Here is a 24,377-nt window from a genome sequence, read left to right as displayed (position 1 = left end):
TCTAGATTGAATCTAACTCGAGTTAGACGAGAGTCGGATCAGCAACCTGGTTCGGGAAGTAATCCTCGCAGGTGCCCTCGCGGTAAACGTCCGCGGTGGAGCAGTGCAGACCGCCGCCGAACGGGTAAGCGTCGCGGAACGCAACCGGAATCACGTTCATGCCCAGCTTGTCCATCTGCTCGAGCTGGTTGGTCTCGGAAGCCTCGACGATAACCGTCTTGTGATCCAGAACCAAGCAGTTCATGGACAACCACACGGAGGAGTAGCACAGAGGCGGCGGGGTGGTGTGAGACGGCTGAGCCGCATCCACAATCTGCCAATCGTTCGCTTCGAAGATCTTGCGCTGTTCTTCGGGCAGACGACGGTGCGGGTTGTTGATGATGAGACCCGGACGCAGCGGCACGAAGGTCGCGTCAATGTGAATCGGGTAGGGGTCGCCGGGGAAGTTCACGGCGTGAACGCGCAATTCGGGGTAGTAGCGCTTGAACCATTCCATAGCCTTGCGGTTGGTGGTCAAACCATGCTGAATGAACAGGTCCTTGCCCAGACGCATCACGTCAGCAGCATCCCACAAGGGCTCAACTTCGGTGGTCACGAAGTCTTTAGCGGCGGTGCGCTCCAAGCGCTCCTCCAGCGTAATCTTCTCATCGTAGTAGTTGTGCTTGTAGGACTTGTCAGTCAAACGAGGACGAGGAGCCTGGGTCCACTTGAACTCAGGATCTTCCTCGAAGTACTGGTTCATCAAGGGCCAGTAAGCCAAGTACTCGAAGTAGCGGCAACGGAAGGAGTTCGCAGCCGACATGATTTCGTTACCAATGGTGAGCAAGATGTCGCGAGGAGGCATGCAGGTCATCATGGAGTCGTTGCGGAAATCCGGAGTGCCGATGGCCTGGTTCCACTGCAACGGGGTGGGACGGTCAACGATAACGCCGTGATCTTCCAGAATCTTTGCCAAGTTGTCGAGCTGAGCATTAGCCTTTTCCACGGTCTCGAGCGGGCGCATACCCCACATACCGCGCATCTCGGAATCGACAGGAACCTTCTCGGAGGTCGCCGGTTCCTCCGGGGGAATCATGGAGTTGTCGGCACGACCGACAATCACGCGCTTCAAAGGATCAAAATCGTTCCAAGAACTAACGATTTTCGCCATATCTGTCTCCTTTTGCTACGATGCGCTGCCTCGCGCATCTGCTTTGTTGTTGTTCAATATTTCGCTGGAAGTTGACCATCTTCGGCTTGCTCCCGGCGTTCATTCCGTGCAAAATTCACGAAATGCAAAGTTGGATTGCCAACTTTGGTATTTATCCCCATTGGAACCCAATGAGGGGCTCTGTAGCGGTGCCAAGGCATCTCTCCATCACCTGATGGTACAAGTGTACAGTCTTTCACTCAGAATGTACAGAGATATTTTTAAAAAAATCCTAATTGCTTAATTTGCCCGTGAAAACGCGATTCTAAGCCAAATGTGGCGCCCCAGAATCCGGGGCGCCACATTTCTCGATTACTTCACCGCGCTGGTTTTATCTGCCTTTTAAGAAGGCCTTGCCCAGCTGACGGTTCAAGAAACTAATGCAATCCAAGGGAATCTGCTTCGGACACGCCGCCGCACACTCGCCGATATTCTGGCAAGCGCCGAAGCCTTCTGCATCGTGCTGGTTCAACATCGCCACCACACGCTCGTAATTCTCCACCTTGCCTTGCGGGAGCAACCCCAGATGAGTGACCTTGGCGGAAGTGAACAGCATAGCCGAGCCATTCGGGCAAGCCGCCACACACGAGCCACAGCCGATACAGACCGCAGCTTCAAATGCTCGATCCGCATCGGGCTTCGGCACCGGCACCGAGTGAGCTTCAGGGGCAGAACCCGTATTGACCGAGATATAACCGCCGGCTTGGATGATGCGATCCAGCGCGGCACGGCTCACCACCAAGTCGCGCAGAATCGGGAAAGCCCGCGAGCGGTAAGGCTCTACCGTAATCGTGTCGCCATCCTTGAAGGTACGCATGTGCAGCTGGCAAGTCGTGGTGCGGTTCTTGTGCGGACCGTGAGGCACGCCGTTGATGACAATACCGCACATCCCGCAGATGCCTTCGCGGCAGTCCGAATCGAAAGCCACCGGTTCCTCACCTTGAGCGAACAGCTGCTCGTTGAGAATATCCAGCATTTCCAAGAAGGAAGCATCCTCGGATATGTCAGTGAGATGATACTCATGGAGCGCGCCCTTGTCGGACGGACCCTTTTGACGCCAAACTCGTAATGTAATGTTCACTTGTAACTCCGTTGCTTCAGCTGAATATCTTTGTAAATGAGGTCCTCTTTGTGCAGGATAGGCGCAGCCTCATCAGACCCGCCGTATTCCCAAGCCGCCACATAAAGGAACTCGTCATCGTGACGCAGCGCTTCGCCTTCCTCCGTTTGAGATTCAGCGCGGAAGTGACCACCACAGGATTCCTTGCGGTGCAGGGCATCAATACACATGAGCTCACCGAGTTCCAGGAAGTCTGCCAGGCGGCAGGCCTTTTCTAAGGACTGGTTTAGCTCGTCGGCACGTCCAGGGATGCGCAGGTCCTTCCAGAACTCCTCGCGCAGCTCGCGAATCTCGGTAATAGCTTCACGCAAGCCCGCATCGGTACGTTCCATGCCACACTTTTCCCACATAATTTGACCCAAACGCTTATGGAAAGAATCAACCGACTGGGTGCCTTGAATGGACATCAACCGTTCTACCTTGCTGGTGACATGCTCCCGAGCTTCCTGAACGACCGGGTCATCCTGGTTCAACTTCGGCATCGCGCCGTGAGACAGGTAGTCCGAAATCGTCGCCGGCAACACGAAGTAACCGTCAGACAAACCTTGCATCAAAGCAGAGGCGCCCAAACGGTTCGCGCCGTGATCCGAGAAGTTCGCTTCCCCAGCCACGTACAGACCTTCGATGTTGCTCATCAGGTCGTAATCGACCCACAAGCCACCCATCGTGTAGTGCACTGCGGGGTAGATACGCATCGGTACTTCGTAAGGATTGTCTCCGGTAATACGCTGGTACATGTCGAAAAGGTTTCCGTACTTTTCCGAAACCTTATCCCGCCCCATGCGCTCGATGGCCTCGCTGAAGTCCAAATAGACACCGCGAGCTACCCCGTTAATCTTGGGTCCGACACCACGACCTTCATCACACATGTTTTTGGCTTGCCGAGACGCAATGTCGCGAGGCACCAGGTTTCCGAAGGAGGGGTAGATACGTTCCAGGTAATAGTCACGATCTTCCTCGGGGATTTCACGAGGATCCTTGGAACAATCCTCCGCTTTCTTTGGCACCCAGATACGTCCATCGTTACGCAGTGACTCACTCATCAGCGTCAGCTTGGACTGGAAGTTGCCATGCTGTGGGATGCAAGTCGGGTGGATTTGGGTGTAGCACGGGTTTGCCATGTAAGCGCCATGTTTATATGCCATCCACGCGGCAGAAACGTTGCAACCCATCGCGTTGGTAGACAGGAAGAACACGTTGCCATAGCCGCCGCTGGCCAGCACCACCGCGTCAGCAATCCACGTCTCGACCTGTCCGTTGGTCATGTCACGGGTCACGATGCCGCGGGCTTTACCGTCCTTGATGATGAGGTCCATCATTTCGTGACGTTCGTGCGCGATGACCGTGCCGGCTTTAACCTGGCGGCTCAATGCCTGGTAGGCGCCAATCAGCAGCTGCTGACCGGTCTGGCCACGCGCATAGAACGTCCGCGCGACCTGCACGCCACCGAAAGAACGGTTGTCAAGCAAGCCGCCGTATTCGCGAGCGAAAGGCACACCCTGGGCGACACATTGGTCAATGATGTCGGCAGAGACTTCCGCCAAACGGTAAACGTTATTTTCCCGGCTACGATAGTCACCGCCCTTTACCGTATCATAGAACAGTCGAAAGACCGAGTCGTTGTCGTTGCGATAGCCCTTAGCAGCGTTGATACCGCCCTGAGCGGCAATCGAGTGAGCCCGTCGCGCCGAATCTTGATAGAAAAATGCGTCCACGTGGTAGCCAAGTTCACCCAAGGAAGCAGCTGCGGCGCCGCCTGCCAGACCAGTACCGACCACAATAATGTGCAGCTTACGCCGGTTTGTGGGGTTCACCAGACCGCCACGGAACTTGCGGGTGGACCAGCGCTCGGAGATAGGAACGTCCATCGGTGCCCGAGTATCGGCGATTTTATCGCCTTCGGTGTAGTAACCGTCAATCAGTTCAGTCATTGTCTTTCCTTACCTTCCTCACGCCAGCATCGGCATTCCGGCGAGAATAGCCACCGGCGGAGCCAGGAACATTGCGAACACCAGCAGACCAATCAAGCCTGAAATAATCTGAACCGTGTACTGGGTGTTGCGACGCAACCAGCCCATAGATTGCAACGCGGACCAAACGCCGTGAGCGATGTGCAAGCACAGCGCGCCTACCGCGATGGCGTAAACCAACACCATCCACCAATTCGAGAAGGTTGTGTACATCATGGCGTAGGGATTGCCTTCCATCACGGAGATAATCCCCGGTCCGGCAGCATCAACGACATTTCCCATCGGATCCAGGAATACCTGGTGCGATGCGTAGGCTGCCGCGTCGCCAACCTTGGCAAACTTCATGGTGAAGTGCGCCAAATGAAAAATTAAGAACAGTAACAGGATGATGCCACCCCATCTGACGGTGCGTCCCGCGTAAGCAGTCGCCAACGACTTTTTAACCATGTAGCGAGAACCGCGCGCGAGTCTGGCGCGACGCCACAGGACAATAGCGGAAATAACGTGCACCAGGGCGCAAACTACCAGCAAGCCCCGGAGAATCCACAGCAACCCTTCATAGGGCAGTATGGGCATGAGAAATGTGCGCAAATGCAGCGCATAATCGTTATACACGGTCGCCCCGAAGAACACTTTGAGATTCCCGTAGGCATGCAAAATCACGAACCCCACAAAAAACGCGCCAGTAATCGCCATGGCTTGTTTGATGATAACGGTGGTCTTGATTGCTTTGTTATCTGTAGTTAATGTTGTATTGGCCACGATGTCGAGCCTATAAGATTTTCTGAGGGCGGCTTGGCTGAATCAGGTCAAAAGTTTCGTTTTACAACCCTTAAAATGGTCTTGAACTGCAAATTTACCTGTACGCTCAGGTCGAAAGTCCCTATTTATCCAGTTGCGCATGTCAGCACGTAAGCAACGGGGATAAAATTTTTTCGAAACATTTGAGTTTAGAAAAACATTTTCACCATGATGAGACCGTTCTCTGCCGGGTTTTGAAACCAGAACGGCAACTGCGCTCGCACCTGGAATCCTTGACTTGTATAGAGACTCTGAGCTGCCTTGTTGCCGGATCGAACCTCTAACACCGCTCCGACGTATCCCCGGTCTCGCCCCCGGCGCAAACCATCTGTTAACAGCTGCGTAGCGTAGCCTTTTCGTTGCCAATTCGGGCGGGTCGCCAATGATAAGACTCGTATCAATCTGTCTCCACGAGCTTCAGTTGGAATCGCCTGATTGCGGTCAGCAGGAGGGAGGTCCCGTAGCGGAACGCTCATCTCTCCCAGACCCCACACCGCCCACGCTGCCAAATCCCCAGACTCGCTAAAACTCAACCTAACACTGACATCCGGATGCACCAGCAGGGACGCCACCGCCTCCCGTTCCCAGGCGTCAGCCCCGAAGCACTCCTGTTCGGCTCCCTCCAGGCATACTGCATCTGCAATTACCCCGTCACGAAGCATGTCTCACCAGTGATTTTGGCTTCGGCTATGACTTTTGTTGAATGTCCGGGCGGCGCAGGTACTGCGGCTCGGTGCTCTGCAAAGCCAGTTCCTGTGGGGCTTCGGTATCCCCTGCTGCCCCATTCACAAGGGAGGTTGCCGCTCGAGCCAGGTCTGCAAACCTTACGTCTACGGTCTGCCCCGTGATTTGGGTGGCAGCGTTGCCGACCAAGAACACTCCCCCGTCAGCAAACCCCGTAAAGTCACGGTCCCACCCTTGGGCAATATCCTTGAGAAGTCCCGCCGAACCAACCCAGTCGGTCCCGCATTGCGACACCGGTCCGCCCGCCGGATTCGGTCTGAACAGCCCAGCATAGACTTCGTGTCGGCGGGCATCCATTAGGGAAACTATCCAGCGTGGAGTCTCCCCCCGTGCCCGAGAGGGGCAATCAGCGCCGGACAGCACGCCAGCGGCTGCCTGAGCCTGCAGCAAAAGCTCATCCACCCCCAAGACCGGGACGTCCCAAGCAAAGCCCAAGGTACGAGCTGTAACCAGACCGACCCGCAACCCGGTAAACGGAGCAGGTCCGCGCGAAACCACAATTTTTTCCGGTCTGCCCCCCTCCTGGACTACGTCAGCAACCAGCGATGAAAGGGCTTCTACCTGAGCTTTTCCATCAGGATTAACTTTCACCAGCGTCTCGCTGGGGTCTTCGGGATTCACCAGGGCAACCCCCGCCCCGGCACAGGTATCGATAAACAGGTAACTCACAGAGACAATCCTAATGCGCTTCTCCCGCAGAACCATTCACAGCTAAAGTCGGGACGGCGGAAGTAGGTGGAGACATCGGCACCAAAATCAGTTCCGGATCCGGCAGAGAGAGCACCTCTGCCGACTCCTCGGTGCGGGATTGCCACCGAAAAGTCAACCACACCACCAACAATGCGATACCCACAATGGCGACCGCCAAGACTACCACCCACACCAGAGTATTACTGCTGGTCGGCAAGGCTTCCGTTGTTGGCGTGGGAGTGGGGTTGACAGTCCCCCACCAAGATTGCACGGCTTCTTGGACCTGCGCCAAAGTCACGGCACCGACCACGCGGGCACGCGCTGCGTTAGAAATCGGCAACAAACGTTCCTCATCTAACATGAACCAACCGTGAATGATTGGGTCATACACAGGACGATTGTGATGAGCAGCATCCGGCGCTGTGGTCAATAGTTCATGCGCCAACTCAGGCAGCGCATAGCTGGCACCCGGCTCGTCAAGCCGGACAGGAAGATGAGAATTTTTTGGTTCCAAAACAACCCCGCTCATAACCTGCGGATTATTTTCACGTGAACTCAATGTCGGTTCCGGAACCCCGGCAGTGGTTTTGGGAGCCAAAGCGTCAGCGCGTGATGGTAGCCGCAAGGGATACAGGTCTTTTTCTTCCTCCGTATAGACCACCACCCCAAGTTCGCGGTTCTCGATGCTCACCGGGGCGACCCACATATCAATCGGGGTTACCGCGCTTTCCGAATTGTAGGTGCCCCGCAGCAATCGAGCAGACCAGGTCGCCACTTGGGTCGGAATTCCCACTTCAATCTGAGCATTTGGAGAAACTTTCGCGTTATCCGGGAGGTATCCCCGCAAGGATTGCCCTAGAGTAGCGGCCTTGCTGTTAAACCAAACCCGGACATCATCAGGGAGGTCGCTCCGAAAGTCCCGCGACGCCAGCCCCTCCAGAATCTCACCGTCCGGAGTTGCCCTCACAGTTGCACTACCGACCGAAAACCTGGGCGCGGTATCAGCTACTGCCTGCCCGGTACCTGGCGCAGCAAAACTCATCACCACCGCGCTCAGCAACACGATGATCCCGACCAGTACGGACTTATGCCCGCGACGCACCGGAAGAACGCTTAGCATAGAATTCCTATCAGGCTTTTTACGATTCCACCTCAGCATGGCAAACTTCAGCGGACGCACCTGGTTCGAGACTCGCGTTTTCCTGTGCTCGCAGAGCCTCCCACTTTTGCACCAAACCTGACAGGTCCCAAGTTCCCTCCAGACCGTGAAAAACAACTCGACAAGTCGTATCTTCGGGCAAATCCACGATGGTTCCCGTAATGGGACCTTCGGCGGTTTCAGGACGGCTCAGGGAGAGTTTCAGAGTGTGCGCACTCAAGTCCTCCACCTTACCGGTCCCCCATTCCACCACCACCACCGCGGTTTCAAGTGCCGATTCCAAATCCAGAGTTTCTACATCGTCGCTACCGGCTAAACGATAGGCATCCACGTGAACCAAGTTCGGTCCCGGCGCGTCGGGGGACTTGGTGTGATTGCGAGCCAGGATGAAGGTCGGGGAGGTGACCCGCTGGTTGACCTGCAATCCCACACCAAGACCTTGGGTCAAAGTGGTTTTTCCAGCTCCTAAATCCCCTTCCAGAATCACCAAATCGCCAGCTTGCAGAAATGGTGCCAGCGCTTGCCCCAACAGACGGGTGTCAGCTGCGGACCTCGTTTCGACTTCCAGCAACAGGTTTCCCTCGTGACTCATCGTTCCTCCTCAGTAATTCAACAGCCCCGGCGTCAGCTCTCTGTATTCAGCGCTCCGGTTCGTCTTTAACATAAACCCGCGGCACATTGGGGGAAATGCTGGTAATGACTTCATAGTTGATGGTATCCGTCCATTTCGCCCAGTCATCGGCAGTTGGAAGCGTGGGAACTCCCGGAATTCCCCCCAGCAGGCGATCCTTCGGGTCGCCAAAAATAATCGCCAACTCGCCGGGTTCAACCGGACACGGCACGGAAGTCCCCGTATCGTCCACCGCCGGACCCAGGTCAACCACGATTTGATCCATAGGAATCCGTCCCACAATCGGGGCGCGCCGACCTCTAATCCAGGTTTCGCCGCGATTCTTTGCCAGGCGGTGCAAACCATCGGCATATCCGACCGGCAACAGCCCTAACCAGCGCGGTCCCGGCGCCACCCATTCCCCGCCGTAGGAAACTGCGGCGCCCTTTTCAACCCTTTTCACCTGAACCACGTTCGTTTCCAGTCGCATCACCGGACGCACCCCCAGCTGCCACGATGACGCGATTTCAGGATTCGGGCTCAAACCGTATCCCGAAATCCCCACCCTGACCAGGTCATAGTGACTCTCGGGATACCAAATAATCCCGGCAGTGGCGGCGATGTGACGCAGCTGGGGGCGCAAACCCGCCTCTTGGGCGACCTCCCAAGCCTCATCAAAAGCCTTCAATTGCGACTTGGTGAAAGCCTCAGCGGCAGCGGTGTCTTCATCCGCGCGCGCCAAATGCGACCAGACCGCACTAACTTCAACGAGCCCGGCGCGTTCTCGTGCCCGCGCCAACTTGCACAGCACCGGGAAATCTTCATCCGTGGCTCCCGCGCGACACAGTCCGGTATCGACTTTCAGGTGTAACCGCGCACGTTTTCCTGCCGCATCACACGCTCGCGACACCTGGTCGAGCTGATCCAAAGTGGAAACAGAGATGTCGATTTCTGATTTCACCACCGGTAGCAAATCCGTATGCGGGGCATACAACCAGGTCAGAATGCGGGGGCGGGTAGCTGAAGGCAGACCCATCGCTGCGGTTTGATATAGGCGCGAACGCATCATCGCGGAAGTGGGAGTGTCGACCAGATGGTCACGCGGCACCCCGTGCTTATCGAGGTATTTGCGCAGCCGAAAAGCCTCACTAGCCTTAGCCACGCCCAACCATTCCGTGCCGGCACCGAGCGCAGCCAGAGCCATCCGCTCAATACCGTGTCCGTAAGCATTAGCTTTGACGATTGCCATTTGTTGACTGTGCGGGGCAAAACGCCGCATTTGGGCAAGATTTTCCTGGTATGCACTCAGATTTACCACGGCGCGCACCGGCCACTGGGAAACATCCACGTTGGTCATAATCTTCCTTTACAAAAATTGTTTTCGCACTTCTTAGTTTGTCACGTTTAGCTACACCGAGATAGTTTATAGCCCCGCTAAAGCCTGGGGAATTGCCTTCACGATTGCGGTAGCGCGAGGGGTGGGGGCAGCTAAACGACCCGCTTCGGCATGTAGCCAGGCTCCCACTGCCGCCATTTTTCCCACATCCAAACTTTCTCCGCGAGCTTCGGCACGGGCAGTTGCCGCGGCGAAAACATAACCCAAAATTCCTGCCAGGACATCCCCTGAACCAGCCGTCGCCAAATCTCGGGTGCCGTGAGTCAAGGAATAGACCGTTCCCCCCGGATTGGCGATAGTGGTGGTGGGTCCTTTCAAAAGGACGGTGGCGTGCGTGTCCGCGGCGAGGTGCGATGCCCAGGCATAAGGATTGCTCTCGATAGTCTCTCGGGTAGTTTCCCGACCAAGCTGGGCAGCCAGGGCAGCCGCTTCCCCAGCGTGGGGGGTCAACAGGCAGTTCGCATCCGGTTGGATTTCTGTTCCGATAAGTCCCAGCGCGCCGGCATCGAGAATCACCAATTCTCCGGGATTACGACGGCGCCAAGCGTCAAGCATTTGTTCGCGATGCTGCGGTGAACCTGCCACCAAACCGGGACCAATAATGCGGGCTTGGCACCGACCTTCTCCCAGTACGACTTCTGGACATGCCTGTAACACCACTGGTTGCACCGCAGGTTCGCCCAGGTAACGCAAGAAAGACTCCCCCGCATTCAAGGCGGCACTGGTGACCAAGACACCCGCTCCAGGATAGCGCGATGACCCTGCCATTACACCCAAAACTCCGCGGGAATACTTGTGATCAGCAAAATCCGGACAAGGCCACAAATCGCGAACGTCAGCGCGTTCTACCAAACCAACGCTGGGCTGCATCACCGGCTCGGGCAGCCCAATACCTTGAATTTGCAGGCTACCTACCGTAAGCGCACCGGGACCGACCAGCATCCCGGTTTTTGCCGCCCCCATCGTCACGGTCAGGTCGGCTGGCAGCAATCCCGGTTCTGCCCCCGACTCAGCGCCCTGGTACAGATCCAGACCGGAGGGATGATCGCACGCCACCACCAGAGGTCCTGCCCCGTCCGGCAATCGGCTGCGCCACTCCCTTATGCCCCGGACCAGGGATAACGCCGGCTCGCGCAGCGGTGGCAGAGCTCCGATACCGATAATCGCGTCGATAATGGCAACGGGTTTCCATGCCTGTACCAGGTCTAGAGTCGCCGCAACCGTCTCGGGTAACACACGGGGCCAAAACTCTACCCCAGCTTGCCGAGCCGCGGCCGCACCACGTTCGTGAATATGGTTCGAGGTCGGCAAGACCACCACCGGATACCCGCGCCGTCGCAGATATGCTGCTCCATACAAGCCATCGCCGCCGTTATTGCCTGCCCCGACCAAAACCAGGACACGTCTCCGTCCTCGCGGAGCCGGCGTTACGGTGACGTCCGCGTAGTCTCCAGACAGGGTCCGGTGCGTATGGTGGGCCAGCGCGTAGGCAGCTCGCCGCATCAGCGCATCCGCGCCCTGCTCACAGTCAGCTTGCGCAACCAGAGGTTTTTCCATTTGTGCAATCAAATCCGGCGCATATCCCCAAATCACGATTTCAGCCTAGACGAAAATCGGCACCGAGTCAGAAACTTAGAGGCGCTTGCGGTTTTCAACCGACAGGAAAACTGGGTAATCTTAAAGCTAGGAAATCCCGATGACTATGCAGCGGGGTCACTGTGTTCACGAAAGGTAGCCATGTCAAAAAAGGACAGCCTGCAACTGTGGCTTCTTTCCACTCCAAAACGCCTGGTGGCAGGGTTGTTCCTGCTGGCTGCAGCAGGCATTTTACTGGTGTTGGTGACGCTATTCATAGTTGCACCACAAATCGCCGCCATGCCGAATCAGACCCCCTCTGAATCGAATCACTCTCGGTCCACCACAAAACTATCGTCCCCGCTTTTGGTGGAAGTCACCGGCTCTAACTTCCGCACCAACTCCACTCTTAAGATGACTCCCGCGAAGTCGGCTCCCGAAGATACTCCCGAGCCACCCCCGGCGTCACTCAACCTCGAAGGTCTGCAAGACCTCACGTACCCTGAATCTTTCAGCAATGTTTCCGAGGTTTCGACGCGCCCCAGCCCCAGCCAGACTGCACGGCGGATGCCGACTCCCACTCGTTCTGCGGAAACCAGCTTGAAGAAAGAATCCATTGAGTCGGGCGACCCGGTCCAGTTCACCGGAATGCAGGCTTTCTTTAAGGACTTACAGACCGGAAATTTTGGCGCTATGCAGCGCAGCTGTTGGCTGATTACCCCGGAAGTGTTTACCGACCGCTACACGACTCCGCCCGCTCAAAAGGTCCTGTTGCACGCCTTGTCGCAGACTCCGAAAGCTACCGATGACGGGGTGTCTTGGAGCGACTCTAACGTGGAGGTGCGCGCCAGCTGGAGCGAGTTAGCGGATCGATATTCCTGCCCGACGGCGATTTATGACGGCAAGATGGATTCGGTCACTCCCGAGGACGTGTCTTACCTGATAGCGAGGATTATGGCGCGTTCTAGCTACCCGTTCAACGGTGCGGACGCGGAGGAAAACTATCCGACCTTGTGCGAAAAGTGGAGCCCTCCACCGGGTATCACGAAATACACCCCGGAGGCTGCCCAAAAACTGCATTACACCGAACGGGGACTCCTCGACGATGACACGTTTAAGACTTTGCAGGAGCTACGTTCCGAGTCCATCCACCTTTACACGGTGAAAAACACCTACCCCATGTATATCCGCGCAGCACACTCGCAGTTGGAAGAACCTTCCGCCTATTTCTTCCGTGACAAGGACGGCAGCCTGTGCTTGGGGTCGGTGGTCAAAAAGTCATGAGGGATAATTTCGGCGCTCCCACCACCGAGTTGATGGAGGATTTCCTGACGGATCCGCGCGGCACTCAAGAAAGGCTGCGCGATTATCAATACGGTTCGGCGATGCGCGAGATTATGGCAGCTCGTCCACATCAGGCACCCTCGGGGCTGGAGGAAACCGCCTCACCTTTTGTTATGTTCACAAGGGAACAGTGGTCGGCTCTCTCGGATCAGACCCCTCTACCCTTGGCGCAGGCTGATGTGGAGCGTTTGCGCGCTTTGGGCGACCCTATCGATTTGGCTGAGGTTGACGCGATTTATCGCCCTTTGACCGCCCTGCTACAGATTTATGCCGCCGGAACTATCAAGATTCGTTCCCGACGCGCTGATTTTTTAGGTGAATCCGCGGTCCAGCACACTCCCTTTGTGATTGGAGTGGCAGGTTCGGTGGCGGTGGGAAAGTCCTCTCTGGCACGGCTGTTGCGCGAGTTGATGAGCCGCTGGCCGGGCACTCCACGGGTCGATTTGGTCACTACGGACGGTTTTTTGTACCCCAATGCGGAGCTGGTAGCACGCGGGATTATGAACCGCAAAGGCTTTCCTGAATCTTATGACCGGCGTGGTCTGTTGCGTTTTCTGGCAGCAGTGAAATCCGGGGCACCAGAAGTGGCAGCCCCGGTATATTCGCACGTCACTTACGATATTGTGCCGGGTAAGTCCCAGCTGGTTTGCGCCCCGGATGTCCTCATCCTGGAGGGGTTGAATGTGTTGGCCCCGCCTCTGATTGCCGACGGGGGTAATAATTCCCTAACAGTATCGGATTTCTTTGATTTTTCTATCTATCTGCACGCACGCCCCGCAGATATTGAACAGTGGTATCTGTCGCGTTTCCACCAGTTGCGCGCCACTGCTTTCAAACAACCCGACTCTTTCTTCCGAGAGATTGCCACCTGGACCGACGCGCAGGCAGACTCTCATGCTCGCCAGATTTGGCGGGAAGTCAACCTGAAAAATCTGCAGGAAAACGTGGCTCCGACCCGTTCTCGTGCCACCCTCATCCTGGAGAAAGATACCGACCACCGCGTACACCGTCTGCACCTGCGCAAGATTTAGGACCTGCCCTCAACCGACCCCGTCAATCCATTCATTCAGCCGGAGTGCTATCACCCGATTCTGGTGTCGAGTCCAGATGCCCCCACTGAAACCGTCGTTGCAGCCAGTCGACTAAACGATCCAGCAGCAGACTGAGGATTACTCCTCCGGTCATCCCCACCACCGTCGCTAACAACGGATTGACCGGCCCCAGGATGCTCCCGGACGTAAAACCTATGCACATTCCGTACGCCACCCAGCAGATTACGGCAGCCAGGTCGGTGCGCAAGAATCGACTGTAGGGAAAACCAGTCGCCCCGGCACACATGTTGACCGCTACTCGCCCACCGGGGACGAAACGTGCCGCAAATATGAAGGACGTACCGCGCTTGTGCAAAAGTTTCGTGGTTCGCGCGAAAGCCCGTTCGCCCTTCCCCTCTCGCCACGATTTGATGCGCTGCACGTGGATGCGAGTGCCCAGGAAGAAAGCGAAAGAATCACCCAAGGTCGCTCCGATGACGGCACAGAAAAATATGCCGGGCAGGGGAACCACATTGCCGGGGGCAGCGAAATACCACGAAGTTAATCCGATGACGATTGATTCGGCGGGCACCGGCGGGAAGAAAGCGTCCGTAAAGCACAGACCCGATAGAAACAACAAAGCCAGTGGGGAACCGGCAAAGCTGTGAATCCATTCCGTGATAGTTTGCGAAATCGGCATCCAACCACCGTTCCCGCCCGCGGTGAGCAGCAGGACCGGGATGAGAGTCACGTTCGGAAGCGCTGGGGTCAGCATGTTACCCGCGCGCCCCTATTCCACCGTGACTGATTTAGCCAGGTTACGCGGCTGATCCACGTCATATCCCAGATGCGCCGCCATCCGCAAAGCTAACAGCTGCAACGGAATCACATCGACCAGGGGACGCATCAACGTGGGCGTGGGTGGCACCCGCCACACTACGTCCGCAAACTCGTTGACGGAATCGTCCCCGTCCTCTGCCACAACCAAGGTCACGGCCCCGCGTGCTCGGACTTCTTCGATATTGGACACAACTTTACGATGTAACTCGGGTCGCCGCGGGGTAGGAACAATAATGACGACCGGCTGCCCAGACTCTACCAGGGCAATAGGACCGTGCTTCAGTTCCCCTGCCGCGAAACCTTCAGCGTGCAGATAGGCAATCTCTTTCAGTTTGAGTGCCCCTTCCAGCGCCACGGGGAATCCGACGTGACGCCCCAGGAAGATGACTGACTTAATGTCGTCAAGGTTCGCGCCCAAGTCCAGCGAGCTGGCGTAACGATCCAAAACGGTCTGCATCCGTGCCGGCATCTGACCGAGCTTTTCCAGGTAATCTTCGATTTCATCAGCATACTTGTTGCCGCGTACCTGAGCCAGGTACAGACCTAACAGGTAACATGCCGCAATCTGGGCGGTAAACGCCTTGGTAGAGGCCACTGCGATTTCGGGTCCGGCATGAGTCAGCAATACCGCATCGGCTTCGCGAGAAATCGTAGAGCCAGGCGTGTTCACAATTGCCAAGACTCGTGCCCCCTGTTCGCGGGCATGACGAATTGCCATAATCGTGTCCATGGTTTCCCCGGACTGAGAAATCGCCACCACCAGGGTGCGCCGGCTCACCACCGGGTCCCGATAGCGAAACTCGTGTGCCAGCTCCACCTCGCACGGAATCCGACACCAGTGCTCGATAGCGTAGCGCGCCACCTGACCGGCATAGGAGGCGGTGCCGCACGCCACAATAATCACCGAGGTGATGGAACGAAACACTTCGGATTCAATCCGCAGCTCATCCAAGGTCAGTGCCTCGGCAGCATCCAGGCGTCCCGCGACGGTGTCACCCACCGCCCGTGGCTGTTCCCGGATTTCCTTTTCCATAAAGGTATCGAAGCCTTCTTTGGTGACTCGGTCGGTCGCGAAATCGACTTCATAAGCCCGTTTGCGCTGGGCGGGATCCTGAGCGATAACGTCCAGACCTTGGGTGTGCAGAATCTCACTCCCCTGCTGGTCCATGACCAGTACTCCGGCGGGAGCCACGACCACGACTTCATCCTGACCAATTTCCAAGGCTTGTTTCGTACGGGCAGCGAAAGCCAACACATCAGAACCGAGGAAGTTCATCCCTTGTGACAACCCGAGCACCAGCGGAGAGGACCGACGTGCTGCCACAATGACCCCCGGCGCATCCGCATGTTCTACCAACAGGGTAAACGAACCTTCCAAATCCCTGGTGACCTTTAGCATTGCCCGCGCTAACCGAGTTGCTGCTGCCGCACAACCCAGGTTGGGGTCGAGATTACACAGCGGGATAGTACCGGGAGCAATCGGCTGTTCCCCAGCATTTTCGGCGTTCCCGCCCGGTTCGGCCAGGTAGGCACGTTCCAGCAGGTGAGCGACCACCTCGGTGTCGGTTTCGCTGACGCATTTGATGCCCAGGGTCTCCAGATGAGCGCGGTAAGGTTCCGCATTTTCGATAATGCCGTTGTGTATCAACGCCAATTTTCCGTCATAAGACAGGTGGGGGTGGGCGTTTTCACGAGTGACGCCCCCGTGGGTCGCCCAGCGGGTATGCCCGATTGCGGTGGTCGCGTTGGGCAAGGGACGCTTCTCTAAAGTCTTACGCAGTTCAGAGAGTTTTCCGACTTCCTTTTCGACCGTAATTTCGGGGCTCGCGCTGGTTGCGTCGACCACCGCGATTCCGGCTGAATCATAGCCACGATATTCCAGACGAGACAGCCCTTCCAGGACCGTTTCCTCAGCTACCTTGGTGCTCTCACTTCCGACGGCACCGACAATTCCACACACATTTCCTCGCTTTCGCGGCGCAAATTACAGCGCTAATAGTTCCTGCACCCGGTTGGCGAGTGTTTGGGCCTCTGCGTCAGCCTGTTCCTGAGTCGCGGCTTCTACCATCACCCGCACCAGGGGCTCTGTACCGGATGAACGCAACAGAACCCGACCGGTATCCCCGAGGCGGGCTTCTGACTGTGCGATGTCCTCAGCCAACCGTGGGTCATTCACACGAGTCTTGTCCACTCCGGGAACATTAATCAGGGTTTGGGGCAGCTTTTGGATGGGCGACACAAGCTCGGTCAGCGGAGCTTGGTGAGTAGCCACCGTTGCTGCGATTTGCAGAGCGGTGAGAATACCATCACCGGTCGTAGCGTAGCGGGCATTGATCACATGACCGGACTGTTCGCCACCCAAAATATAGCCGTGAGCGCGCATTTCTTCCAGCACGTAACGATCCCCTACCGCGGTAGTGGGGGTCTTAATTCCCACCTGTTGCATCGCTAAACGCAGCCCGAGATTACTCATCACGGTCAGCACCAGAGTGTCATGAGTCAGCATTCCTGACCGGTGCAAATCCAAAGCCAACATCCCCATGATTTGATCACCATCAACCAGGTTGCCGACACCATCCACTGCTAGGCAACGGTCAGCGTCCCCATCGAACGCCACCCCGAAGTCCGCCCCAGCGGCTACCACCATGGATTGCAGCTGCTTGGGATGAGTTGAACCGCAATTCAGGTTGATGTTGCGCCCGTCAGGAGAGGCGTTAATCACGATGACGTCCGCACCGGCTTCTCGCAGCGCCCGCGGACCGATCTCCGAAGCTGCCCCGTTGGCGCAATCCACCACGATTTTCAACCCATGCAAAGATACCGGAACCGTATCGACCAGGTGATTGACGTAGGCATCGTCAGCAGCTTTGCCGTTAGCTACCACATCGCCGACCCCGGATCCGAGGGGTCGTTCCCAATTCTGTCCCAGCATGGCTTGGACTCGGTCCTCCATCTCGTCAGGGAGTTTATAGCCGCCACGGGCAAAGAACTTGATACCGTTGTCTTGCATCGGGTTGTGCGACGCGCTGATGACCACACCAAGTTCAATGTCCTGCGATTCCGTGAGATATGCCACGCCCGGAGTGGGGATGACGCCGACCCGAGTGACATCCATCCCGGCGCTGGACAGTCCCGCCGCCAGGGCATGATCCAAGAATTGTCCCGAGACTCGCGTATCGCGACCGATAATCGCGCGTGGCTTGGCAGGTTCTTCCGGAATCAGGCGGGGTCGTTTAATCCCCGTGCGGGATTCCGCCATAGCCGACTCACGTTGCTCTTTCAACAAGTCTTTCACGATGGGCATCTGACCGGTGGCCATAATCTTTTCTTCTACCACCAGGCGAGCCGCTGCTACCCCTAAGTTCAGAGCCAGTTCCGCGGTGATGTCTTCATTGGCCAGCCCGCGAACCCCGTCAGTACCGAAAAGTCTTTGCGACATAGTTTTGCCTTTCTCGTGTTCTAACCTCACCATTATTCCACGGTTAGCAAATAGGAAATAACTCAAAGTCCTAAAATTAGCGGATTATCAACCTTTTGTGGGAAGTTAGGAAATGCCGCGGGCAAAAAACTGGTGGGGTCCTCACCGGAGAACCCCACCAGCATAAGTCTCGATTGTTTTTAGCGCTTCGAGTACTGTGGTGCCTTGCGAGCCTTCTTAAGACCAGCCTTCTTGCGCTCCACGGCGCGAGCGTCGCGGGTCAGGAAACCGGCTTTCTTAAGCGCGGGACGGTTGGCGTCACGATCGATTTCGTTCAGAGCGCGGGACACGCCGAGGCGCAGCGCACCAGCTTGACCGGAAATGCCGCCGCCATCAATACGAGCCTTGACGTCGAAACGACCCTGCAAGTCCAACAGCACGAAAGGTGCCATCACCAATTGCTGGTGCAACTTGTTCGGGAAGTAATCTTCCAGGCTGCGACCGTTGATAGTCCAATTGCCGTTACCCGGAACCAAACGCACACGGGCTACGGCTTCTTTGCGACGCCCTAACCCCGTGCCCTTGTCGATGCGAGAATTCCCACGACCCGGTTCATCCTGAGCCGTCGGAGTCTCGGTGGTGTATTCGCTGGGGACTTCCTCCAGCTCTTCGATTTCTGCAGTGGTCTTCGCCACGATACTCCTTGAGGTTTTGCGAACCGCGTTTATTGCGCGATTTGCGTGAGTTCAAAAACTTCCGGGTTCTGGCCGGCGTGCGGATGTTCCGGTCCGGCGTAAACCTTCAGCTTCGTCAATTGCTGTTTCGAGAGACGGTTACGGGGCATCATTCCCTTAACTGCCTTTTCGATAATTTTTTCGGGTTGCTTGTCCCGCAGTTCCTGGTAAGAGGTTGCCTTCAAGCCACCGGGAAAACCCGAGTGGTGGTAGGCAGTCTTTTCAGTCCATTTGTTGCCGGTCAACACGACCTTTTCCGCGTTGATAACGATGACATAGTCTCCGTTATCAAAGTTGGGAGCGAAGGTCGGCTTATGCTTGCCGCGCAGCAAGGTAGCCACCTGGGAAGCCAGACGTCCCAGTACGATGCCGTCGGCATCAACTACATGCCACTTCGCGTCAACGTCACCAGCCTTGGGTGAATAAGTACGCACTTCTTTAGCCTTCAATTCTTAATCGTCGGTCTCATCACTTTTGTGATGATGAAAGTTTGCGTGTGCCCTGGGATGACAGCGGTATGAGTGGGAATAGTCACCAACTCAAGGGCATACAACCGTTTAATCTTAACGATTCCGCGCGCCTGGGTCAAAATCACGGCGTAATTCACGTATTTTGAGCGCGAAAATAAATCGTTCGTATGACACGCCCACTCGCCGAACGACATAGTAAAGCGTCAATTCAGTTCATCAACTGCCCAGTCTGCCTAGCTTCTAGCCTGCTTAGGCTCAAGTTTGGGTTCAAAAAACCGGGGATAAACGTCATGGGAGCGGGCAATGCTCCCCTACCTCAGCTGGGATTAGAATCCCGATTTTCCAATCTAGCGGTGGACACTCTAATAGACGGTTATTCCCCGGGCACGAAAAATCGACCGTATCTGTTCGATGGATTTTTCGTCGGGAGGTTGGACCGTCTCTAGTTTGTAGTCTAGATTCAGTTCTTCCCACTTGTCCCGACCCATTTGGTGGAACGGCAGCACTTCCAGCCGTTCCACGTTACTCCAGCTAGCCACAATATCAGCCACGCGTTTCACGTTGTCCGCGTCATCGGTCCAGCCCGGAACCGCTACGAAACGAATCCAGGCGGGAATCCCCGCTTGAGCCAAACGATTCCCAAAGTCAATAGTGGGTTGCAGAGGTCTGCCGGTGACTTTTTGATAGGTGTCGGGATTGCCGGATTTTACGTCCAGCATCACTAAATCCAACAGTTCAAGTTCTTGGTCGCTAAAGCTGAATCCTAAAGATCCAGAAGTATCAATATTGGTGTGAATGCCCTCGGCTTTGGTATCGCGCAGCAGTTTTTTTAGAAATCGTGGCTGCATCATTGGTTCCCCTCCGGAAAAGGTGACCCCGCCGCCAGTAGCTTTATAAACCGCCTTGTATCGAACAATCTTGTCCAACAGGTCTTTGGCTAAAATCGGAGTGCCTTCGCGCATTTGCCAAGTATCAGGATTGTGGCAGTACACACAGCGCAGAGGACAGCCGGCCAGAAAAATTGTCAGCCTAGTGCCCGGACCGTCCACTGCGGTTACCAATTCCCAAGAATGCACCGAGCCTAGTTCTCCGGCGTTAACCAGCTTTAAATGTGTGCTCCGATCCATCTCCGGGGCGGTAGCAATACCGTCCAGCCCCTTACCACGAACCCGTGGAACTTCGATTTCAGAGGGTTCGGGTCGATACTCCCCGGTGGAACCTTCGGTTCCAAAGATGGTATCGACCCGAACCCGTTCTAAAGTGAGGTTCACTGCTGCCAGACTATTTCTTGTTGTGGAACGTACGAGAAATAATGTCTAGCTGCTGTTCATGCGTCAAACGCACGAAATTCACGGCATACCCGGAAACTCGCACGGTCAATTGGGGGTATTTTTCCGGGTGTTCCATGGCGTCTTCCAAGGTGTCCCGGTTTAGCACGTTAATATTCGCGTGGTACAGACCTTTCACACCTCCGCTGGCGCAACGATTTGCTTTCATGTCTTTGAGTCGCTCATCGAAAGTTTTAACTGCCATAATTCTTTTCCCTTCAGTTATTAGTTATCAGTTTTAGAGTTAAAGATTAGCCTTTGCGGACAAATCCGGCATCCATAATGCCGACCAGGCTGGTGACTTGTTCGTCAAGGTTACGTCCCAATGAAGAGGGAACAATCGTGTTGGTCAGCGAGATACCGTCCAGGGCGTCGTCGTAGTCCAGTTTGCCCACAGAAAGCATGGATGCCAGCATTCCGTGAGTGTCGACACCATTTTCCGGGTTAGCGCCAGGGGCAAATGGAGTCCCCTTCATGTGACCTGAGGGGAATGAACCGGTGAACTTGCCGTAAACCACATTGGAAGTGATGGTTAATACCGATTGAGTGGCAATCGCTCCGCGGTACATGGGAATGGCTTTAATCTTGCTCATAATGGTGTGAACCACAGTAGCGGCAATATCGTCAGCACGGTCATCATCGTTGCCATAAGTTGGGAAGTCCCCTTCGGTGCGGTAATCAACGATTAGACCAGTCTCATCCCGAACCGGATAAACTTTAGCATACTTAATGGCTGCGAGTGAGTCGGCAACGATGGACAGTCCCGCAATCCCACAACCCATGGTGCGCACAATGTCAGAATCATGCAAAGCCATTTCGATAGCCTCATAAGCGTAACGGTCGTGGCAGTAGTGGATAATGTTCAATGCTTCTACATAGGTTTCGATTACCCAATCAAGCATTGCCTCGTATTTGACCCAGACATCGTCAAAGTCAAGCGCTTCATCGCCCGAGATACTTTCATATCCGGGAGCCACTAGCTTACCGGTCATTTCGTCGCGACCTCCGTTAATGGCATAAAGCAATGCCTTGGCCGCATTCACGCGCGCTCCGAAAAATTGCATCTGTTTGCCAATACGCATGGGAGATACACAGCACGCGATGGCAGCATCGTCTCCCCAGTGGTCACGAATTTGCTTGTCTGCCTCGTATTGAATAGAGGAAGTTTCGATGGAAATTTTAGCGCAGAATTTCTTGTACCCTTCCGGCAGGTTTTCGTTCCAGAAGACCGTGATGTTCGGTTCCGGCGCTGGTCCCAGGTTGACCAGGGTTTGAAGCAACCGGAAGGAGGTCTTGGTGACCAGGGTACGACCGTCCTCCCCGAAACCGGCATCTGACCAAGTTGCCCAGTAGGGATCGCCGGAGAAAATTTCGTCATAGGCTTTGGTGCGCAGGAAACGTACAATGCGTAGTTTCATTACCAGGGCATCGATGATTTCCTGGGCTTCTGGTTCGGTGAGGATGCCTTTTTTGAAATCTCGTTCAAAATAGATGTCAAAAAACCCGGAGAGGCGTCCGATAGACATAGCTGCCCCGTCTTGTGATTTGACGGAGGCGAGATAGCCGAAATAAGTCCATTGGACGGCTTCTTTGGCGGTTTTAGCCGGACCGGAAATGTCGAATCCATATGACTGTGCCATGGTCTTAAGCTTGTCAAGGGCTTTGATTTGTTCAGCGTGTTCTTCACGGTAACGTGCCCAGTGTTCAGAGAAGGGTTCATTGACTACTCTGTCTTTGGCTTTGAGTTTTTCTTCGATGAGTTTATCCACACCGTACAAGGCAACCCGGCGATAGTCTCCGATGATGCGTCCGCGTCCGTACGCATCGGGGAGTCCGGTGATAATGTGGCTGGAACGCGCCGCCCGAATCCTGGGGGTGTAAATATCGAAAACCGCGTCATTGTGGGTCTTTCGATAGTGGGTAAAAATACGCTTGATTTCAGGATTCGCTTCTTTACCGGCTTCTTTGATGGCAGTTTCCACCATGCGCCAGCCACCGTTTGGCATCATGGCTCGTTTCAGCGGAACATCGGTCTGTAAGCCGACGATTACGTCATCGTCGTCACTGATGTAGCCCGGACCAAAGGCGTCGACATCGGCGGGAGTATCTAAGTCAACATCGTAAACACGCTGTTTACGTTCCACTGACAAGTAGTTTTGATCCAGGTGGTTCCACAGACGTTTAATTTTTTCCGTGGGCTCAGCCAAGAAGGAGTCATCTCCTTCATAGGGGGTGTAATTTTTCTGGATAAAATCGCGAACGTCGATTTCCTCGCACCAGTTGCCGGGAACAAATCCTTCCCAGGCTGGCGGTTTCTCTGCTTTATTCTCAGTTGCAGTAGGTATTTGCGACATCGACAACAGCACTCCTTTTGCCTTTACTTTACTGATTCTTGGTTTTTACAACCTGTCAGACAATTCGTCCCAGGTAAACGACGTATATTGTATCTTGTGGTAATGGAGCTTTTCAACTGCTCTGCCCCCATACCTCCCTCCGAATCGTAAGGTAAGACTTTGCAGGTCAGGTGACAAAAAGCCCACTAAGGACACTGCTCTTTAGCCCTTACTAACAGCATTAAAGAAAGGGGTTACTGATAGAATTCATGGCTTTCTCGCCACTTTTGACACTTTTTGGAAATGGTGCTGGGCGCCGGTCGGAACGTAATTATCTTCGGTTCGCTATGTTTTTTGGGAAAAAAGCGGGAGTGAAGCGTACTGTGTAGGCTCAAGTGTGGGGACAAACGCTCCGTGGTGCCTCATATCAATGCGAGCGGGTAAATAAATTGTTGGCATGAATGTTGGAGTGGTTTCAATAGGTTCCCTCGGCTACAATCCCCGCCTGGTTACGCGACCAGAGGGGACTTTTGAAAGAAAAAGACCCCGCTGAATCAGCTGGTGCTGACCGGCGGGGTCTGTTGCAGGGCAAGCGTTACTTATCCTTGAGCTTGGAGTACTTCAGCTTATAAACCCCGCGCATAATCGTCCCATCCATCATGCGGATGGGCTTTGCGCCCGTTGTCTCTGCCACCAAAGCTGCCAACGCATTCTTCTGCGCGACCGAGAACACTGCCTCCGCCTCGTCAAGGTCCGCGCCCAGGAAATACGTCGCCTTGCGCCCGTAAATCATGTTCTTGCCAAATGTTTTGCCGACTTTCAAGCCCACCAGCTGACTGAAATCGTCCAGGTATGCCTTCAATCCGGTCTCGCGGAACTTCAAGAACAGCTGATCGTCCGTGGCGACCACTGCCCCGGCGTCATCGCGGCGCATAAAAATATGAATAACCTGAGGCGGCAATCCAATACCGTCACGTTCAAATCGACGCACTCGCACGGTCTCGTCCGCCCTGCTCCACCCGGTCATGAGCTCAAACTGAATCTGGCAGGCGGATTCCACAGCCTGCGCCAAATCCACCAATTCATCCGCGTCCCGACCGAACAACACCGCCCCATGCCCCTGCATCAAGATAGCCCTGGCAGCGGTGTCACGTAGCGTGGTCAACACGGACTTATGCAGTTTCCCCGTGGAGGGCAACCCGTAATCCGCAATCGGCAAAGTCTCTGAACCGATGCGTTCTGCCAGCTCAGTTGGGATTTCTACCGGCTCGCCACCCACGCTCAGAGCCGAGGCATAAGGCTGGTGGGTGTGGATGATGAACTGCACCTGGGGCAGCTCTCGATAGATTTCCGTGTGCAGTCCGCGTTCACCGCTCGGTTTCAACTCCCCGGACCACTTGCCCTCAAAATCCACCTCTACCAGGTGATCTGGAGTCATTGTCTCGTAATCTCGCCCTGATGGCGTAATCAGATACCGGTCATGACCGCTGCGTTGAGACAAATTTCCCCAAGTCCGAGCCACTAGCCCTTCCCGCAACAAGACACGCGCGGTGTCTATGATCGCATTTCCGGTTTCATCGTCTCGCCCAGCATTCCCGGTCATTTTTATAGTCCTTTCCTCGCCA

General features: G+C 55.4%; 21 protein-coding genes. 2 read left to right on the top strand and 19 right to left on the bottom strand.

Annotated features, from left to right (window positions below; all coding sequences use genetic code 11):
• Positions 1 to 22: 22 nt before the first annotated feature.
• From HMPREF0576_RS00970 to HMPREF0576_RS00925, 10 genes are all read right to left on the bottom strand, one after another.
• Positions 23 to 1,150: a serine/threonine protein kinase gene (locus HMPREF0576_RS00970; RefSeq protein ID WP_004010003.1), complete on the bottom strand. Its 1,128-nt coding sequence runs from the start codon at positions 1,148 to 1,150 to the stop codon at positions 23 to 25.
• Positions 1,151 to 1,520: 370 nt separating this feature from the next.
• On the bottom strand, positions 1,521 to 2,270 hold the full coding sequence (locus tag HMPREF0576_RS00965) for a succinate dehydrogenase/fumarate reductase iron-sulfur subunit (protein WP_004010004.1): 750 nt from the start codon (positions 2,268 to 2,270) through the stop codon (positions 1,521 to 1,523).
• The gene (locus tag HMPREF0576_RS00960) at positions 2,267 to 4,240 is read right to left on the bottom strand and encodes a fumarate reductase/succinate dehydrogenase flavoprotein subunit (protein ID WP_004010340.1); all 1,974 of its coding nucleotides are present in this window, start codon (positions 4,238 to 4,240) and stop codon (positions 2,267 to 2,269) included. Before HMPREF0576_RS00960 ends, HMPREF0576_RS00965 begins: the two co-directional genes overlap by 4 nt.
• A gap of 18 nt (positions 4,241 to 4,258) precedes the next feature.
• Positions 4,259 to 5,041: a succinate dehydrogenase cytochrome b subunit gene (locus tag HMPREF0576_RS00955; protein WP_004010006.1), complete on the bottom strand. Its 783-nt coding sequence runs from the start codon at positions 5,039 to 5,041 to the stop codon at positions 4,259 to 4,261.
• A gap of 188 nt (positions 5,042 to 5,229) precedes the next feature.
• The gene (locus HMPREF0576_RS00950) at positions 5,230 to 5,742 is read right to left on the bottom strand and encodes a GNAT family N-acetyltransferase (protein WP_004010339.1); all 513 of its coding nucleotides are present in this window, start codon (positions 5,740 to 5,742) and stop codon (positions 5,230 to 5,232) included.
• A gap of 25 nt (positions 5,743 to 5,767) precedes the next feature.
• Entirely contained in the window at positions 5,768 to 6,493 is a 726-nt protein-coding gene (gene tsaB / locus HMPREF0576_RS00945) for a tRNA (adenosine(37)-N6)-threonylcarbamoyltransferase complex dimerization subunit type 1 TsaB (RefSeq protein WP_036324119.1), read from the bottom strand.
• A gap of 10 nt (positions 6,494 to 6,503) precedes the next feature.
• On the bottom strand, positions 6,504 to 7,634 hold the full coding sequence (locus HMPREF0576_RS00940) for a hypothetical protein (protein ID WP_004010337.1): 1,131 nt from the start codon (positions 7,632 to 7,634) through the stop codon (positions 6,504 to 6,506).
• A gap of 19 nt (positions 7,635 to 7,653) precedes the next feature.
• The gene (gene tsaE, locus HMPREF0576_RS00935) at positions 7,654 to 8,265 is read right to left on the bottom strand and encodes a tRNA (adenosine(37)-N6)-threonylcarbamoyltransferase complex ATPase subunit type 1 TsaE (protein WP_004008290.1); all 612 of its coding nucleotides are present in this window, start codon (positions 8,263 to 8,265) and stop codon (positions 7,654 to 7,656) included.
• A gap of 46 nt (positions 8,266 to 8,311) precedes the next feature.
• Entirely contained in the window at positions 8,312 to 9,640 is a 1,329-nt protein-coding gene (gene alr, locus HMPREF0576_RS00930; protein ID WP_004010336.1) for an alanine racemase, read from the bottom strand.
• A 66-nt stretch (positions 9,641 to 9,706) separates the two neighbouring features.
• The gene (locus HMPREF0576_RS00925; RefSeq protein ID WP_245527286.1) at positions 9,707 to 11,236 is read right to left on the bottom strand and encodes a bifunctional ADP-dependent NAD(P)H-hydrate dehydratase/NAD(P)H-hydrate epimerase; all 1,530 of its coding nucleotides are present in this window, start codon (positions 11,234 to 11,236) and stop codon (positions 9,707 to 9,709) included.
• 180 nt (positions 11,237 to 11,416) lie between these two features.
• Between HMPREF0576_RS00925 and HMPREF0576_RS00920 the strand changes: the two genes are divergently transcribed.
• Positions 11,417 to 12,538, top strand: a complete 1,122-nt coding sequence (locus HMPREF0576_RS00920) for a hypothetical protein (RefSeq protein WP_004010334.1) — start codon at positions 11,417 to 11,419, stop codon at positions 12,536 to 12,538.
• A complete protein-coding gene (gene coaA, locus HMPREF0576_RS00915) occupies positions 12,535 to 13,629 on the top strand; it encodes a type I pantothenate kinase (RefSeq protein WP_004008294.1) in 1,095 nt (364 codons plus the stop codon). Before HMPREF0576_RS00920 ends, coaA begins: the two co-directional genes overlap by 4 nt.
• 31 nt (positions 13,630 to 13,660) lie before the next feature.
• Here the strand turns inward: coaA and HMPREF0576_RS00910 are convergent, their stop codons facing one another.
• The 9 genes from HMPREF0576_RS00910 to HMPREF0576_RS00865 all read right to left on the bottom strand — a co-directional run bounded on the left by HMPREF0576_RS00910 (position 13,661) and on the right by HMPREF0576_RS00865 (position 24,355).
• Positions 13,661 to 14,404, bottom strand: a complete 744-nt coding sequence (locus HMPREF0576_RS00910; RefSeq protein WP_004008295.1) for a DedA family protein — start codon at positions 14,402 to 14,404, stop codon at positions 13,661 to 13,663.
• Between the two features lie 15 nt (positions 14,405 to 14,419).
• Complete coding sequence (glmS, locus tag HMPREF0576_RS00905) at positions 14,420 to 16,429, bottom strand: glutamine--fructose-6-phosphate transaminase (isomerizing) (RefSeq protein ID WP_004008296.1); 2,010 nt, start codon at positions 16,427 to 16,429, stop codon at positions 14,420 to 14,422.
• Positions 16,430 to 16,453: 24 nt separating this feature from the next.
• Positions 16,454 to 17,941 (bottom strand): phosphoglucosamine mutase, encoded by a 1,488-nt coding sequence (gene glmM, locus HMPREF0576_RS00900; protein WP_004010333.1) that lies wholly within the window; start codon positions 17,939 to 17,941, stop codon positions 16,454 to 16,456.
• A 146-nt stretch (positions 17,942 to 18,087) separates the two neighbouring features.
• Positions 18,088 to 18,582, bottom strand: coding sequence for a 30S ribosomal protein S9 (rpsI, locus tag HMPREF0576_RS00895; RefSeq protein WP_004008298.1), 495 nt, complete (start codon positions 18,580 to 18,582; stop codon positions 18,088 to 18,090).
• A 29-nt stretch (positions 18,583 to 18,611) separates the two neighbouring features.
• On the bottom strand, positions 18,612 to 19,055 hold the full coding sequence (gene rplM, locus HMPREF0576_RS00890; protein WP_036324458.1) for a 50S ribosomal protein L13: 444 nt from the start codon (positions 19,053 to 19,055) through the stop codon (positions 18,612 to 18,614).
• A 398-nt stretch (positions 19,056 to 19,453) separates the two neighbouring features.
• Positions 19,454 to 20,362, bottom strand: coding sequence for a pyruvate formate-lyase-activating protein (gene pflA / locus HMPREF0576_RS00880; protein ID WP_004010332.1), 909 nt, complete (start codon positions 20,360 to 20,362; stop codon positions 19,454 to 19,456).
• A 10-nt stretch (positions 20,363 to 20,372) separates the two neighbouring features.
• Positions 20,373 to 20,624, bottom strand: a complete 252-nt coding sequence (gene grcA2, locus HMPREF0576_RS09605) for an autonomous glycyl radical cofactor GrcA2 (RefSeq protein WP_004008302.1) — start codon at positions 20,622 to 20,624, stop codon at positions 20,373 to 20,375.
• A gap of 46 nt (positions 20,625 to 20,670) precedes the next feature.
• Positions 20,671 to 22,773: a pyruvate formate lyase family protein gene (locus tag HMPREF0576_RS00870; RefSeq protein ID WP_004008303.1), complete on the bottom strand. Its 2,103-nt coding sequence runs from the start codon at positions 22,771 to 22,773 to the stop codon at positions 20,671 to 20,673.
• Between the two features lie 574 nt (positions 22,774 to 23,347).
• Positions 23,348 to 24,355 carry a class II aldolase/adducin family protein gene (locus HMPREF0576_RS00865; protein ID WP_004010331.1) on the bottom strand — a complete coding sequence of 336 codons (1,008 nt, stop codon included), beginning with the start codon at positions 24,353 to 24,355 and terminating at the stop codon, positions 23,348 to 23,350.
• Positions 24,356 to 24,377: the final 22 nt, after the last annotated feature.

The sequence above is a fragment of the Mobiluncus holmesii ATCC 35242 genome (assembly GCF_000185445.1).
Taxonomy (GTDB): Bacteria; Actinomycetota; Actinomycetes; order Actinomycetales; family Actinomycetaceae; genus Mobiluncus; species Mobiluncus curtisii.
Note: the sequence above shows the minus strand (reverse complement) of the source record. Positions and strands in the feature narration are given on the sequence as shown.

Excerpts from the sequence above, each read along its gene's own strand:
- HMPREF0576_RS00970 (WP_004010003.1), bottom strand. The coding sequence starts at position 1,150 with ATGGCGAAAATCGTTAGTTCTTGGAACGATTTTGATCCTTTGAAGCGC.
- HMPREF0576_RS00960 (WP_004010340.1), bottom strand. The coding sequence starts at position 4,240 with ATGACTGAACTGATTGACGGTTACTACACCGAAGGCGATAAAATCGCC.
- HMPREF0576_RS00950 (WP_004010339.1), bottom strand. The coding sequence starts at position 5,742 with ATGCTTCGTGACGGGGTAATTGCAGATGCAGTATGCCTGGAGGGAGCC.
- HMPREF0576_RS00940 (WP_004010337.1), bottom strand. The coding sequence starts at position 7,634 with ATGCTAAGCGTTCTTCCGGTGCGTCGCGGGCATAAGTCCGTACTGGTC.
- tsaE (WP_004008290.1), bottom strand. The coding sequence starts at position 8,265 with ATGAGTCACGAGGGAAACCTGTTGCTGGAAGTCGAAACGAGGTCCGCA.
- alr (WP_004010336.1), bottom strand. The coding sequence starts at position 9,640 with ATGACCAACGTGGATGTTTCCCAGTGGCCGGTGCGCGCCGTGGTAAAT.
- HMPREF0576_RS00925 (WP_245527286.1), bottom strand. The coding sequence starts at position 11,236 with ATGGAAAAACCTCTGGTTGCGCAAGCTGACTGTGAGCAGGGCGCGGAT.
- HMPREF0576_RS00920 (WP_004010334.1), top strand. The coding sequence starts at position 11,417 with ATGTCAAAAAAGGACAGCCTGCAACTGTGGCTTCTTTCCACTCCAAAA.
- coaA (WP_004008294.1), top strand. The coding sequence starts at position 12,535 with ATGAGGGATAATTTCGGCGCTCCCACCACCGAGTTGATGGAGGATTTC.
- HMPREF0576_RS00910 (WP_004008295.1), bottom strand. The coding sequence starts at position 14,404 with ATGCTGACCCCAGCGCTTCCGAACGTGACTCTCATCCCGGTCCTGCTG.
- glmM (WP_004010333.1), bottom strand. The coding sequence starts at position 17,941 with ATGGTGAGGTTAGAACACGAGAAAGGCAAAACTATGTCGCAAAGACTT.
- grcA2 (WP_004008302.1), bottom strand. The coding sequence starts at position 20,624 with ATGGCAGTTAAAACTTTCGATGAGCGACTCAAAGACATGAAAGCAAAT.
- HMPREF0576_RS00870 (WP_004008303.1), bottom strand. The coding sequence starts at position 22,773 with ATGTCGCAAATACCTACTGCAACTGAGAATAAAGCAGAGAAACCGCCA.
- HMPREF0576_RS00865 (WP_004010331.1), bottom strand. The coding sequence starts at position 24,355 with ATGACCGGGAATGCTGGGCGAGACGATGAAACCGGAAATGCGATCATA.